Source organism: Pseudomonas sp. G166, from assembly GCF_037027455.2.
Lineage (GTDB): Bacteria > Pseudomonadota > Gammaproteobacteria > Pseudomonadales > Pseudomonadaceae > Aquipseudomonas.
Window position 1 is genome coordinate 5,917,066 of sequence record NZ_CP146985.1, and the last position, 12,242, is coordinate 5,929,307.

16 protein-coding genes are annotated in these 12,242 nt (G+C 57.1%); 1 reads left to right on the forward strand and 15 read right to left on the reverse strand.

The features are described from left to right. Nucleotides 1-102 precede the first annotated feature (102 nt). Entirely contained in the window at nt 103-2,937 is a 2,835-nt protein-coding gene (gene uvrA / locus SGN16_RS26225; protein WP_335946005.1) for an excinuclease ABC subunit UvrA, read from the forward strand. A 94-nt stretch (nt 2,938-3,031) separates the two neighbouring features. Here uvrA and bfr read toward each other — a convergent pair whose 3' ends face one another. The 15 genes from bfr to rpsH form a co-directional block, all read right to left on the reverse strand. Beyond that, nucleotides 3,032-3,496, reverse strand: coding sequence for a bacterioferritin (bfr, locus tag SGN16_RS26230; protein ID WP_025215751.1), 465 nt, complete (start codon nt 3,494-3,496; stop codon nt 3,032-3,034). A gap of 157 nt (nt 3,497-3,653) precedes the next feature. Next, complete coding sequence (locus SGN16_RS26235; RefSeq protein WP_210641387.1) at nt 3,654-5,102, reverse strand: catalase; 1,449 nt, start codon at nt 5,100-5,102, stop codon at nt 3,654-3,656. Nucleotides 5,103-5,340: 238 nt separating this feature from the next. Beyond that, on the reverse strand, nt 5,341-5,727 hold the full coding sequence (rplQ, locus tag SGN16_RS26240; RefSeq protein ID WP_003176402.1) for a 50S ribosomal protein L17: 387 nt from the start codon (nt 5,725-5,727) through the stop codon (nt 5,341-5,343). 42 nt (nt 5,728-5,769) lie between these two features. Next, nucleotides 5,770-6,771: a DNA-directed RNA polymerase subunit alpha gene (rpoA, locus tag SGN16_RS26245; protein ID WP_003186012.1), complete on the reverse strand. Its 1,002-nt coding sequence runs from the start codon at nt 6,769-6,771 to the stop codon at nt 5,770-5,772. A 22-nt stretch (nt 6,772-6,793) separates the two neighbouring features. Continuing rightward, the gene (gene rpsD, locus SGN16_RS26250) at nt 6,794-7,414 is read right to left on the reverse strand and encodes a 30S ribosomal protein S4 (protein WP_003176404.1); all 621 of its coding nucleotides are present in this window, start codon (nt 7,412-7,414) and stop codon (nt 6,794-6,796) included. A gap of 18 nt (nt 7,415-7,432) precedes the next feature. After that, nucleotides 7,433-7,822 (reverse strand): 30S ribosomal protein S11, encoded by a 390-nt coding sequence (rpsK, locus tag SGN16_RS26255; protein ID WP_002555466.1) that lies wholly within the window; start codon nt 7,820-7,822, stop codon nt 7,433-7,435. A 30-nt stretch (nt 7,823-7,852) separates the two neighbouring features. Then, complete coding sequence (rpsM, locus tag SGN16_RS26260) at nt 7,853-8,209, reverse strand: 30S ribosomal protein S13 (protein WP_003186020.1); 357 nt, start codon at nt 8,207-8,209, stop codon at nt 7,853-7,855. Between the two features lie 130 nt (nt 8,210-8,339). Further along, nucleotides 8,340-8,456 carry a 50S ribosomal protein L36 gene (gene rpmJ / locus SGN16_RS26265; RefSeq protein WP_002555468.1) on the reverse strand — a complete coding sequence of 39 codons (117 nt, stop codon included), beginning with the start codon at nt 8,454-8,456 and terminating at the stop codon, nt 8,340-8,342. A gap of 30 nt (nt 8,457-8,486) precedes the next feature. Further along, nucleotides 8,487-9,815, reverse strand: a complete 1,329-nt coding sequence (secY, locus tag SGN16_RS26270; RefSeq protein WP_210641389.1) for a preprotein translocase subunit SecY — start codon at nt 9,813-9,815, stop codon at nt 8,487-8,489. Next, nucleotides 9,816-10,253 carry a 50S ribosomal protein L15 gene (rplO, locus tag SGN16_RS26275; RefSeq protein WP_003186032.1) on the reverse strand — a complete coding sequence of 146 codons (438 nt, stop codon included), beginning with the start codon at nt 10,251-10,253 and terminating at the stop codon, nt 9,816-9,818. Between the two features lie 3 nt (nt 10,254-10,256). Next, nucleotides 10,257-10,433: a 50S ribosomal protein L30 gene (gene rpmD, locus SGN16_RS26280; protein ID WP_003186033.1), complete on the reverse strand. Its 177-nt coding sequence runs from the start codon at nt 10,431-10,433 to the stop codon at nt 10,257-10,259. 2 nt (nt 10,434-10,435) lie between these two features. Continuing rightward, entirely contained in the window at nt 10,436-10,936 is a 501-nt protein-coding gene (rpsE, locus tag SGN16_RS26285; protein WP_003186035.1) for a 30S ribosomal protein S5, read from the reverse strand. Between the two features lie 3 nt (nt 10,937-10,939). Next, nucleotides 10,940-11,290 (reverse strand): 50S ribosomal protein L18, encoded by a 351-nt coding sequence (gene rplR, locus SGN16_RS26290; RefSeq protein ID WP_003186037.1) that lies wholly within the window; start codon nt 11,288-11,290, stop codon nt 10,940-10,942. Between the two features lie 10 nt (nt 11,291-11,300). Then, complete coding sequence (rplF, locus tag SGN16_RS26295; protein ID WP_003186039.1) at nt 11,301-11,834, reverse strand: 50S ribosomal protein L6; 534 nt, start codon at nt 11,832-11,834, stop codon at nt 11,301-11,303. 12 nt (nt 11,835-11,846) lie between these two features. Further along, nucleotides 11,847-12,239 (reverse strand): 30S ribosomal protein S8, encoded by a 393-nt coding sequence (gene rpsH / locus SGN16_RS26300; protein WP_003186040.1) that lies wholly within the window; start codon nt 12,237-12,239, stop codon nt 11,847-11,849. Nucleotides 12,240-12,242: the final 3 nt, after the last annotated feature.

Below are 12,242 nucleotides of genomic sequence, written 5' to 3' on the forward strand. Positions count from 1 at the left end.
CAGTCTTCATGTATGGCTGCAAACTCACTTTCAATAGTGTGCATCCATCCAGTATTTGCCCGTATACTCCTACGTTTTCGACGCCCGCCGAGCGAGGCCACTTTGGACAAGATCCTGATTCGTGGGGCCCGTACCCACAACCTGAAGAACATCGACCTGACCCTGCCACGGGACAAACTGATCGTCATCACCGGCCTGTCCGGATCCGGCAAATCATCCCTGGCCTTCGATACCCTGTACGCCGAAGGTCAGCGGCGCTATGTCGAATCGCTGTCGGCCTATGCCCGGCAGTTCCTGTCGATGATGGAAAAACCCGACGTCGACACCATCGAAGGCCTGTCGCCGGCGATCTCCATCGAGCAGAAGTCGACGTCCCATAACCCACGGTCGACGGTCGGCACCATCACCGAGATCTACGACTACTTGCGCCTGCTGTATGCGCGAGTGGGCATCCCCCGCTGCCCCGACCACGACATTCCCCTGGAAGCCCAGACCGTCAGCCAGATGGTCGACCTGGTGCTGGCCCAGCCAGAAGGCAGCAAGCTGATGCTGCTGGCCCCGGTGATTCGCGAGCGCAAGGGCGAGCACCTGATGGTCTTCGAAGAACTGCGCGCCCAGGGCTTCGTGCGGGCCCGGGTCAACGGCAAGCTGTGCGAGCTGGACGAACTGCCGAAGCTGGATAAACAGAAGAAGCATTCGATTGATGTCGTCGTGGACCGCTTCAAAGTCCGTGCCGACCTGCAACAGCGGCTGGCCGAGTCCTTCGAGACCGCACTGAAGCTGGCCGACGGCATCGCCCTGGTCGCGCCGATGGACGACGAACCCGGCGAGGAAATCATCTTCTCCGCGCGCTTCGCCTGCCCGATCTGCGGTCATGCCATCAGTGAGCTGGAACCCAAGCTGTTTTCCTTCAACAACCCGGCCGGCGCCTGCCCGACCTGCGATGGCCTGGGGGTCAAGCAGTTCTTCGACACCAAGCGCCTGGTCAACGGCGAACTGACCCTGGCCGAAGGGGCGATTCGCGGCTGGGACAGGCGCAACGTCTATTACTTCCAGATGCTCGGGTCGCTGGCGGCCCATTACAAGTTCAGCCTGGACAAGCCGTTCAACGAGCTCCCCGCCGACCAGCAGAAATTCATCCTGCATGGCAGTGGTTCGCAGAATGTCGACTTCAAATACCTGAACGACCGCGGTGATATCGTCAAGCGCTCCCACCCTTTCGAAGGCATCGTACCGAACCTGGAACGTCGCTATCGCGAGACCGAGTCGGCCAGCGTGCGCGAAGAACTGGCCAAGTTCCTCAGCACCCAGCCCTGCCCCGATTGCCGTGGCACCCGGTTGCGGCGAGAAGCGCGGCATGTGTGGGTCGGCGAGAAAACCTTGCCAGCGGTGACCAATCTGCCGATCGGCGACGCCACCGATTATTTCGGCGGTTTGAAACTCACCGGTCGCAGGGGCGAGATTGCCGACAAGATCCTCAAGGAAATCCGCGAGCGCCTGCAGTTTCTGGTGAACGTCGGCCTGGATTACCTGACCCTCGATCGCAGCGCTGACACCTTGTCCGGCGGCGAAGCCCAGCGTATCCGCCTGGCCAGCCAGATCGGCGCCGGCCTGGTGGGGGTGATGTACATCCTCGACGAGCCGTCCATCGGCCTGCACCAGCGGGACAACGACCGGCTGCTCGGCACCCTCAAGCACCTGCGGGACATCGGCAATACGGTGATTGTGGTCGAGCACGACGAAGACGCCATTCGCCTGGCCGATTATGTGGTGGACATCGGCCCGGGCGCAGGAGTGCATGGCGGGCATATCGTTGCCCAGGGCACCGCCGCCGAAGTCATGGCGCATCCCGACTCCCTGACCGGTAAATACCTGTCGGGGCGGGTGAAGATCAAGGTGCCCGCCAAGCGCACACCGCGCAACAAGAAGCTGTCGCTGACCCTCAAGGGCGCCCGTGGCAACAACTTGCGCAACGTCGACCTGGAAATCCCGATCGGCCTGCTGACCTGCGTTACCGGCGTGTCCGGTTCCGGTAAATCGACGCTTATCAACAACACCTTGTTCCCCCTCAGTGCCACGGCCCTGAACGGCGCCACCACCCTGGAAGCTGCCGCCCACGACAGCATCAAGGGCCTGGAGCACCTGGACAAGGTCGTCGATATCGACCAGAGCCCGATCGGCCGCACGCCGCGCTCCAACCCGGCGACCTACACCGGGCTGTTCACGCCGATCCGCGAACTGTTCGCCGGCGTGCCGGAGTCGCGCTCCCGGGGCTACGGCCCTGGCCGCTTCTCGTTCAACGTCAAGGGTGGGCGCTGCGAAGCCTGCCAGGGCGATGGCCTGATCAAGGTGGAGATGCACTTCCTGCCGGACATCTACGTGCCCTGCGATGTGTGCAAGAGCAAGCGCTACAACCGCGAAACCCTGGAGATCAAGTACAAGGGCAAGAACATCCACGAAACCCTCGAGATGACCATCGAGGAAGCACGGGTGTTCTTCGACGCGGTACCGGCGCTGGCGCGCAAGCTCCAGACCTTGATGGATGTAGGTCTGTCGTACATCAAGCTGGGGCAGTCGGCAACGACCTTGTCCGGCGGCGAGGCCCAGCGGGTCAAGTTGTCCCGTGAACTGTCCAAGCGCGACACCGGCAAGACCCTGTACATCCTCGACGAGCCGACCACTGGCCTGCACTTCGCCGATATTCAGCAATTGCTCGACGTACTGCATCGTCTGCGCGACCACGGCAACACCGTGGTGGTGATCGAGCACAACCTGGATGTGATCAAGACCGCTGACTGGCTGGTGGACCTGGGGCCGGAAGGCGGCTCCAAGGGTGGACAGATCATCGCGGTAGGTACACCTGAGCAAGTGGCCGAGATGAAGCAGTCCTACACCGGCCACTACCTCAAGCCGTTGCTGGAGCGTGATCGGGACTGATGTCCCCCGGGCATGCAAAAGCCCCTGTCATCTCATCGATGACAGGGGCTTTTTGTTTTTCTGTGGGACCGAGCTGGCTCCCACAATGCGTACGTCAGAACTGCGACTGCAGGTAGTTTTCCAGGCCTATCAACTTGATCAGACCCAACTGCTTCTCGAGCCAGTAGGTATGGTCTTCTTCGGTATCGTTGAGCTGGATGCGCAGGATTTCGCGGGTTACGTAGTCATTGTGCTGTTCGCAAAGCTCGATGCCTTTGCACAGCGCAGCGCGTACTTTGTATTCCAGGCGCAAGTCGGCGGCAAGCATGTCAGGCACCGTGGTCCCAATGTCCAGATCGTCCGGGCGCATCCGCGGCGTGCCTTCGAGCATCAGGATCCGGCGCATCAATGCATCGGCGTGCTGTGCTTCTTCTTCCATCTCATGGTTGATACGTTCGTAGAGCTCGGTAAAACCCCAATCCTCGTACATCCGCGAGTGGATGAAATATTGATCACGGGCTGCCAGCTCACCTGTCAGCAACGTGTTGAGGTAATCGATTACATCTGGGTGACCTTGCATCGCCCACATCTCCACAAGCTTTGAAAGGCTGTAGTTTGAACCAAGCTGAACGCGAGGTCACTGGCTCATCGCAATAAAAGCGAAGAAAATCCGAGAAAAGCAGGTGAAATAACGCAAAAACCGCCCTAATGCGGGCGGTTCTGCTTCTCGTTTAGACTTAGTTAAGCTGTACGCCCAACGCCTTGGCAATGCCTTCCCCGTAAGCGACGTCCGCCTTGAAGAAATGCTGCAACTGACGGTCAACGACATCTGCCGATACACCGGCCATCGCACCGGCGATATTGTTGATCAGCAGAGCTTTCTGCTCGACGTTCATCAAGCGGAACAGCGCGCCGGCGTGGCTGTAGTAATCGGTGTCTTCGCGATGATCATAACGATCCGCCGCACCACTGAGCTCCAGCGCTGGCTCGGCATAGCGTGGAGCTTGCTTCGGCGCTTCGACATAGCTATTGGGCTCGTAGTTCGGTGCCGCACCGCCGTTGCTGCCAAAAGCCATGGCTCCATCGCGCTGGTAGGTGTTGACCGGGCTGCGTGGGGCATTCACTGGCAATTGCTGGTGGTTGGTGCCTACACGGTAGCGGTGTGCATCAGCGTAAGCGAATACACGGCCTTGCAGCATGCGATCGGGCGAAAGACCAACACCCGGCACCATGTTGCTCGGTCCGAATGCCGCCTGCTCGACCTCAGCAAAGTAGTTCAGCGGGTTACGGTTGAGTTCGAGCTCCCCCACTTCAATCAGCGGAAACTCTTTCTGTGACCAGGTCTTGGTCACGTCGAACGGGTTTTCGTAATGAGCAGCGGCCTGGGCCTCGGTCATGATCTGGATGCAGACACTCCATTTCGGGAAATCACCACGCTCAATCGCATTGAACAGGTCGCGCTGAGCGTAGTCCGGATCGGTGCCGGCCAGGCGTGCCGCTTCGGCGGGAGCCAGGTTCTTGATCCCCTGCTTGGTCTTGTAGTGCCACTTCACCCAGTGCCGCTCACCCTGGGCGCTGATCAGGCTGTAGGTGTGACTGCCGAAGCCGTGCATATGCCGGTAGCCATCCGGAATGCCCCGGTCAGAGAACAAAATGGTGACCTGGTGCAACGCCTCAGGCGAGTGCGACCAGAAATCCCACATCGCCTGGGCACTTTTCAGGTTGCTTTGCGGCAGGCGCTTCTGGGTATGGATGAAGTCTGGAAATTTCAGCGGGTCACGGATGAAAAAGACCGGCGTGTTGTTGCCAACAATGTCCCAGTTTCCTTCCTCGGTATAGAACTTCAAGGCAAAGCCGCGCGGATCGCGCTCAGTGTCGGCAGAACCACGCTCACCACCTACAGTGGAAAACCGCAGGAAGGTTGGCGTTTGCTTACCGACCGACTCGAACAGCTTGGCGCTGGTGTATTGAGTGATGTCCCGGGTGACGGTGAATGTACCGTAGGCCCCCGACCCCTTGGCGTGCACACGACGCTCAGGAATGTTCTCGCGGTTGAAGTGAGCAAGCTTCTCGATGAGGTGGAAATCGTCGAGCAACAGCGGGCCGCGCGGGCCGGCGGAGCGAGAATTCTGGTTATCGGCGACAGGAGCGCCACTGGCGGTCGTAAGCGTTTTGGTCTGGCTCATGCTCTATCTTCCTAGGTCGGTCTTTGAACTGCCGGCTAATCGGCTGGAAGGGAGTATTGATCAACAATCATGACACCTACAAATTCATTAAACTGCAGACACCCATAGAAAATATCTACCAACACCCCCTGTGCCAATAGTGCCGCCTAACCTCCAGCGGAAACTTGTACGAATAGAGCTTTCTTACGCCCACAAAAAACCGGGCGCTAGGCCCGGTTCTTCGTTACAGACTGTCGTCTTACTCGGCGCTTACAGCTTCGCCGGCAGTAGCACGATCAACCAACTCGACGTACGCCATAGGCGCGTTGTCGCCAGCGCGGAAACCGCACTTGAGGATGCGCAGGTAGCCACCCTCACGGGTAGCGTAACGCTTGCCCAGGTCGTTGAAGAGCTTACCAACGATAGCTTTCGAACGAGTACGGTCGAAAGCCAGACGGCGGTTAGCCAGGCTATCTGTCTTGGCCAGAGTGATCAGCGGCTCAGCAACGCGGCGCAGTTCTTTGGCTTTCGGCAGTGTAGTTTTGATCAGCTCGTGCTCGAACAGCGACACCGCCATGTTTTGGAACATGGCCTTGCGGTGCGAGCTGGTGCGGCTCAGGTGACGACCACTTTTACGATGACGCATGGTTCATTCCTTACCAAACACAACGTTCGGTGATTACGACGATCAGGCAGTCGCCTTGTCGTCCTTCTTAAGACTTGCAGGCGGCCAGTTGTCGAGGCGCATGCCGAGGGACAGACCGCGGGAGGCCAGAACGTCCTTGATTTCAGTCAAGGATTTCTTGCCAAGGTTCGGAGTCTTCAACAGCTCTACTTCGGTACGCTGAATCAGGTCGCCGATGTAGTAGATGTTTTCCGCCTTAAGGCAGTTAGCCGAACGTACAGTCAGTTCCAGATCGTCAACCGGGCGAAGCAGGATCGGATCGATCTCGTCTTCCTGCTCGACAACCACTGGCTCACTGTCACCTTTGAGGTCGACGAACGCAGCCAACTGCTGTTGCAGGATGGTTGCAGCGCGGCGAATAGCCTCTTCAGGATCCAGGGTACCGTTGGTTTCCAGATCAATAACCAGCTTGTCCAGGTTGGTACGCTGCTCGACACGGGCGTTTTCTACCACGTATGCGATACGGCGAACTGGGCTGAACGAAGAGTCAAGCTGCAAGCGACCGATGCTGCGGCTTTCGTCTTCATCGCTCTGACGCGAGTCTGCCGGTTCATAACCACGACCACGAGCTACAGTGAGCTTCATGTTCAGGGCGCCGTTAGACGCCAGGTTAGCGATTACGTGATCGGGGTTAACGATCTCGACATCATGATCCAGCTGAATATCGGCAGCGGTAACCACCCCCGAACCCTTCTTCGACAAGGTCAGCGTAACTTCGTCACGACCGTGCAGCTTGATAGCCAGACCTTTAAGGTTCAACAGGATTTCAATTACATCTTCCTGTACACCTTCGATGGCGCTGTACTCGTGGAGCACACCGTCAATCTCGGCCTCGACTACTGCACAGCCGGGCATTGAGGACAACAGGATGCGGCGCAGCGCGTTGCCCAGGGTGTGGCCGAAACCACGCTCGAGAGGCTCGAGTGTGATCTTGGCGCGGGTTGGACTGACAACCTGCACATCAATATGGCGGGGTGTCAGGAACTCATTTACCGAAATCTGCATGGATGCACCTATTTTCTAGCCCTTACTTGGAGTAGAGCTCGACAATCAGGCTTTCGTTGATGTCGGCGGACAGATCACTGCGAGCAGGAACGTTCTTGAAAACGCCCGACTTCTTCTCAGTGTCTACTTCTACCCATTCTACGCGGCCACGTTGGGCACACAGATCGAGAGCTTGGACAATGCGAAGTTGGTTCTTTGCTTTCTCGCGAACAGCAACCACGTCACCAGCACGAACCTGGTAGGACGGAACGTTTACGGTTTGACCGTTAACGCTGATCGACTTGTGCGATACCAGCTGACGGGATTCGGCACGAGTAGAACCGAAACCCATACGGTATACAACGTTGTCCAGACGGCATTCGAGCAGCTGCAGCAGGTTTTCACCGGTTGCGCCTTTCTTGCCAGCAGCTTCTTTGTAGTAGCCGCTGAATTGACGCTCGAGAACGCCGTAGATACGACGGACCTTCTGCTTTTCACGCAGTTGGGTGCCGTAATCGGACTGGCGACCGCGGCGTTGGCCGTGGATACCAGGTGCTGCTTCAATGTTGCACTTCGATTCGATCGCGCGCACGCCGCTCTTCAGAAAGAGATCGGTGCCTTCGCGACGAGCGAGTTTGCATTTTGGACCAATGTAACGAGCCATTCTTTACAATCTCCTGGATTACACGCGGCGCTTCTTCGGCGGACGGCACCCGTTGTGCGGGATTGGCGTCACGTCGGTGATGCTGGCGATCTTGTAGCCACAGCCGTTCAAAGCGCGGACTGCGGATTCACGACCTGGACCTGGACCTTTGACGTTGACGTCGAGGTTTTTCAGGCCGTATTCCAGCGCAGCTTGACCAGCACGCTCAGCAGCTACTTGAGCAGCGAACGGGGTGGACTTGCGGGAACCGCGGAAACCCGAACCACCGGAGGTAGCCCAGGAAAGAGCGTTACCTTGACGGTCGGTAATGGTCACGATGGTGTTGTTAAAAGAAGCATGGATGTGGGCGATGCCATCAACCACTGTCTTTTTAACTTTTTTACGAGGACGAGCAGCAGGTTTTGCCATGATTAAATTCCTGTCGATTCGCTGGGGCGATTACTTGCGGATCGGCTTACGCGGACCTTTACGGGTACGCGCGTTGGTCTTGGTACGCTGACCGCGTACTGGAAGACCACGACGATGACGCAGACCGCGATAGCAACCGAGGTCCATCAAGCGCTTGATTTTCATGTTGATTTCGCGACGCAGGTCACCTTCAGTGGTGAACTTCGCCACTTCGCCACGCAGCTGTTCAATCTGCTCGTCGCTCAGATCTTTGATCTTTGCCGCTGGGTTGACCCCAGTCACTGCACAAATTTTCTGTGCAGTAGTGCGACCAACACCATAGATGTAGGTCAGCGAGATAACAGTATGCTTGTTATCTGGAATGTTAACGCCTGCAATACGGGCCATTCAGTGGGACTCCAATTGACAGCTACCTACGCCCCGGAAGCCAAGAAATAGGGCGCGAGATAATATCGCTGTAATAACAAATAATCAACCCGGCAGCGCACTAGCTGCCGGGCTTAAAGCACAATCACACTCAGCCTTGGCGCTGTTTGTGACGCGGTTCCGCGCTGCAAATTACCCGAACAACACCTTCGCGGCGAATAATCTTGCAGTTACGGCACAGCTTTTTCACCGATGCACGAACTTTCATCACCAACTCCTCGAACCTTATGGACGCTACTCAGCGCAACATGCCGCTGCCGTAGCCCTTCAGGTTGGCTTTCTTCATCAGGGATTCGTACTGGTGCGAAACGAGGTGCGATTGTACTTGGGACATGAAGTCCATCACAACCACGACCACGATCAGCAACGAGGTCCCGCCAAGGTAGAACGGTACGTTTGCCGCAACCACCAGGAACTGGGGCAACAGACAGACGGCCGTCATGTAAAGAGCACCGAACATGGTCAAGCGAGTCAGAACGCCATCAATGTAGCGCGCAGACTGCTCACCTGGACGGATGCCCGGAATAAAGGCACCGGACTTCTTCAGGTTTTCCGCTACGTCTTTCGGATTGAACATCAACGCCGTATAGAAGAAGCAGAAGAAAATAATCCCTGCACTAAACAGCAGAATATTCAACGGCTGACCAGGAGCGATCGACTGCGAGATGTCCTGTAACCAGCCCATACCTTCAGACTGGCCGAACCAGGCACCCAACGAAGCCGGGAACAGCAGGATGCTGCTCGCGAAAATAGCCGGAATTACGCCGGCCATGTTCACCTTCAACGGCAAGTGGCTGGTCTGCGCAGCAAAGACCTTGCGGCCCTGCTGACGCTTGGCGTAGTGAACAGCAATACGACGCTGACCACGCTCAATGAACACCACGAAACCGATAATCGCTACTGCCAGCAAACCGATGGCAACCAGGGCGAAAATGTTGATATCACCCTGACGCGCAGACTCGAAAGACTGCCCGATCGCTCTCGGAAGACCGGCGACGATACCTGCGAAAATCAACATCGAGATACCGTTGCCAACACCACGCTCAGTAATCTGCTCACCCAGCCACATCATGAACATCGCGCCCGCCACAAAAGTGGTTACCGCAACGAAATAGAAGCTAAAGTCAGCAGTGAACGATACGCCCTGCCCCGCCAGGCCAATGGACATGCCAATGGCTTGAACGAGGGCGAGGACGACAGTGCCGTAGCGGGTGTACTGGCTGATCTTGCGACGGCCAGCTTCACCTTCCTTCTTCAACTGCTCCAGCTGCGGGCTGACGGCGGTCATCAGTTGCATGATGATCGATGCCGAGATGTACGGCATGATCCCCAGTGCAAAGATGCTCATCCGTTCCAGCGCGCCGCCGGAAAACATGTTGAACAAGCTAAGAATGGTCCCCTCATTCTGTCGAAACAGGTCCGCGAGTCGGTCCGGGTTGATACCTGGAACCGGGATGTGTGCGCCTATTCGGTAGACGATAATCGCCAGGAACAGAAAACGCAGACGAGCCCAGAGTTCAGACATACCGCCTTTGCCGAGCGCAGAGAGAGCACCTTGCTTAGCCATTTATTCCTCGAACTTGCCGCCAGCTGCTTCGATAGCCGCACGCGCACCTTTGGTGGCGCCGATTCCCTTTCCGATGGTGACAGCACGAGCAACTTCGCCCGACAGCATGATTTTCACACGCTGTACGTTCTGGTTGATCACGTTGGCATCCTTCAGGGACTGCACGGTGACGATGTCGCCATCCACTTTAGCCAGCTCGGACAGACGCACTTCTGCGCGGTCCATGGCCTTCAGGGAAACGAAACCGAACTTCGGCAGGCGACGATGCAGCGGCTGTTGACCGCCTTCAAAGCCTGGAGCAATAGTGCCACCGGAGCGGGAGGTCTGACCTTTGTGGCCACGGCCACCGGTCTTGCCCAAACCACTACCGATACCACGGCCCGGACGATGCTTTTCGCGACGGGAACCCGGCGCTGGACTCAGATCATTGAGTTTCATCGATTAACCCTCGACACGCAGCATGTAGTAAGCCTTGTTGATCATCCCGCGATTCTCGGGAGTATCCAGGACTTCTACAGTGTGACCGATGCGACGCAGACCCAGACCCTTAACGCACAATTTGTGGTTAGGGATGCGGCCGGTCATGCTTTTGATCAGCGTAACTTTTACGGTAGCCATGATCAGAAGATCTCCTTGACGCTTTTGCCACGCTTGGCGGCAATGGATTCAGGAGACTGCATTGCTTTCAAACCCTTGAAAGTGGCGTGAACCACGTTTACCGGGTTAGTCGAGCCGTAGCACTTGGCCAGAACGTTCTGAACGCCAGCAACTTCGAGGACAGCACGCATAGCGCCGCCAGCGATGATACCGGTACCTTCAGAAGCAGGCTGCATGTACACCTTCGAAGCGCCATGAGCAGACTTCATTGCGTACTGCAGAGTGGTGCCGTTCAGATCAACCTGGATCATGTTGCGGCGAGCAGCTTCCATTGCCTTCTGGATCGCAGCAGGCACTTCACGCGACTTGCCACGGCCGAAGCCAACACGGCCCTTACCATCACCTACCACGGTCAACGCGGTGAAAGTGAAGATACGGCCGCCTTTAACGGTTTTGGCTACGCGGTTAACTTGAACCAGCTTCTCGATGTAGCCTTCGTCGCGCTTTTGGTCGTTATTTGACATAACTTAGAACTCCAGCCCAGCTTCACGAGCAGCATCAGCCAGCGCCTTGACGCGGCCGTGGTACTTGAAGCCAGAGCGGTCGAAAGCCACCTGCGAGACGCCAGCGGCTTTTGCACGCGTAGCGACCAGCTGGCCAACCTTAGTGGCCGCGTCGATGTTGCCAGTGGCGCCATCACGCAGTTCTTTATCCAAAGTCGAGGCACTTGCCAGGACTTTGTTGCCGTCGGCCGAAATGACCTGGGCGTAGATGTGCTGCGACGAGCGGAACACGCAGAGACGCACGACTTCGAGTTCGTGCATTTTCAGGCGTGCTTTGCGAGCGCGACGCAGTCGAGTAACTTTTTTGTCGGTCATTTGCTATGCCCTACTTCTTCTTGGCTTCTTTACGACGGACGACTTCGTCCGCGTAGCGCACACCTTTGCCTTTGTACGGCTCTGGTGGACGGAAGTCGCGGATCTCGGCGGCCACTTGACCTACCAGCTGCTTGTCGATGCCCTTGATCAGGATATCGGTCTGGCTAGGAGTCTCAGCGGTGATGCCTTCCGGCAGTTCATAATCCACTGGGTGCGAGAAGCCAAGAGCCAGGTTCAGCACTGTGCCTTTTGCTTGCGCTTTGTAACCAACACCGACCAGCTGGAGCTTACGCTCGAAGCCTTGGCTTACGCCTTGGACCATGTTGTTTACCAACGCACGAGTGGTACCAGCCATTGCGCGAGTCTGTTGATCGCCATTGCGAGCAGCGAAACGCAGCTCACCAGCTTCTTCAACGATCTCAACGGACGAATGGATGTTCAGTTGCAGAGTGCCCTTGGCACCCTTCACCGAAAGCTGTTGGCCTGCGAATTTGACTTCGACACCGGCTGGCAGCTTAACGGGGTTCTTAGCGACGCGTGACATGCTTATCCCCCCTTAGAACACAGTGCAAAGAACTTCGCCGCCGACACCGGCAGCGCGCGCAGCACGATCCGTCATCACACCTTTGTTGGTGGAGACGATAGACACACCGAGACCGCCACGAACTTTTGGCAGATCATCGACGGACTTGTACTGACGCAGGCCTGGACGGCTAACGCGCTTCACTTCCTCGATGACCGGACGGCCTTCGAAGTACTTCAGCTCGATGGACAGCAGAGGCTTGATTTCGCTGCTGATCTGATAACCCGCAATGTAACCTTCGTCCTTCAGGACTTTGGCAACAGCTACCTTCAACGTAGAAGATGGCATGCTTACGACGGACTTTTCAGCCATCTGGGCATTACGGATACGAGTTAGCATGTCCGCTAACGGGTCCTGCATACTCATGGG

What these genes read in the sequence shown, in the direction of transcription:
- bfr (WP_025215751.1), bottom strand. Translation starts at nt 3,496, where the DNA reads ATGCAAGGTCACCCAGATGTAATCGATTACCTCAACACGTTGCTGACA.
- SGN16_RS26235 (WP_210641387.1), bottom strand. Translation starts at nt 5,102, where the DNA reads ATGAGCCAGACCAAAACGCTTACGACCGCCAGTGGCGCTCCTGTCGCC.
- rplQ (WP_003176402.1), bottom strand. Translation starts at nt 5,727, where the DNA reads ATGCGTCATCGTAAAAGTGGTCGTCACCTGAGCCGCACCAGCTCGCAC.
- rpoA (WP_003186012.1), bottom strand. Translation starts at nt 6,771, where the DNA reads ATGCAGATTTCGGTAAATGAGTTCCTGACACCCCGCCATATTGATGTG.
- rpsD (WP_003176404.1), bottom strand. Translation starts at nt 7,414, where the DNA reads ATGGCTCGTTACATTGGTCCAAAATGCAAACTCGCTCGTCGCGAAGGC.
- rpsK (WP_002555466.1), bottom strand. Translation starts at nt 7,822, where the DNA reads ATGGCAAAACCTGCTGCTCGTCCTCGTAAAAAAGTTAAAAAGACAGTG.
- rpsM (WP_003186020.1), bottom strand. Translation starts at nt 8,209, where the DNA reads ATGGCCCGTATTGCAGGCGTTAACATTCCAGATAACAAGCATACTGTT.
- rpmJ (WP_002555468.1), bottom strand. Translation starts at nt 8,456, where the DNA reads ATGAAAGTTCGTGCATCGGTGAAAAAGCTGTGCCGTAACTGCAAGATT.
- secY (WP_210641389.1), bottom strand. Translation starts at nt 9,815, where the DNA reads ATGGCTAAGCAAGGTGCTCTCTCTGCGCTCGGCAAAGGCGGTATGTCT.
- rplO (WP_003186032.1), bottom strand. Translation starts at nt 10,253, where the DNA reads ATGAAACTCAATGATCTGAGTCCAGCGCCGGGTTCCCGTCGCGAAAAG.
- rpmD (WP_003186033.1), bottom strand. Translation starts at nt 10,433, where the DNA reads ATGGCTACCGTAAAAGTTACGCTGATCAAAAGCATGACCGGCCGCATC.
- rpsE (WP_003186035.1), bottom strand. Translation starts at nt 10,936, where the DNA reads ATGTCAAATAACGACCAAAAGCGCGACGAAGGCTACATCGAGAAGCTG.
- rplR (WP_003186037.1), bottom strand. Translation starts at nt 11,290, where the DNA reads ATGACCGACAAAAAAGTTACTCGACTGCGTCGCGCTCGCAAAGCACGC.
- rplF (WP_003186039.1), bottom strand. Translation starts at nt 11,834, where the DNA reads ATGTCACGCGTCGCTAAGAACCCCGTTAAGCTGCCAGCCGGTGTCGAA.
- rpsH (WP_003186040.1), bottom strand. Translation starts at nt 12,239, where the DNA reads ATGAGTATGCAGGACCCGTTAGCGGACATGCTAACTCGTATCCGTAAT.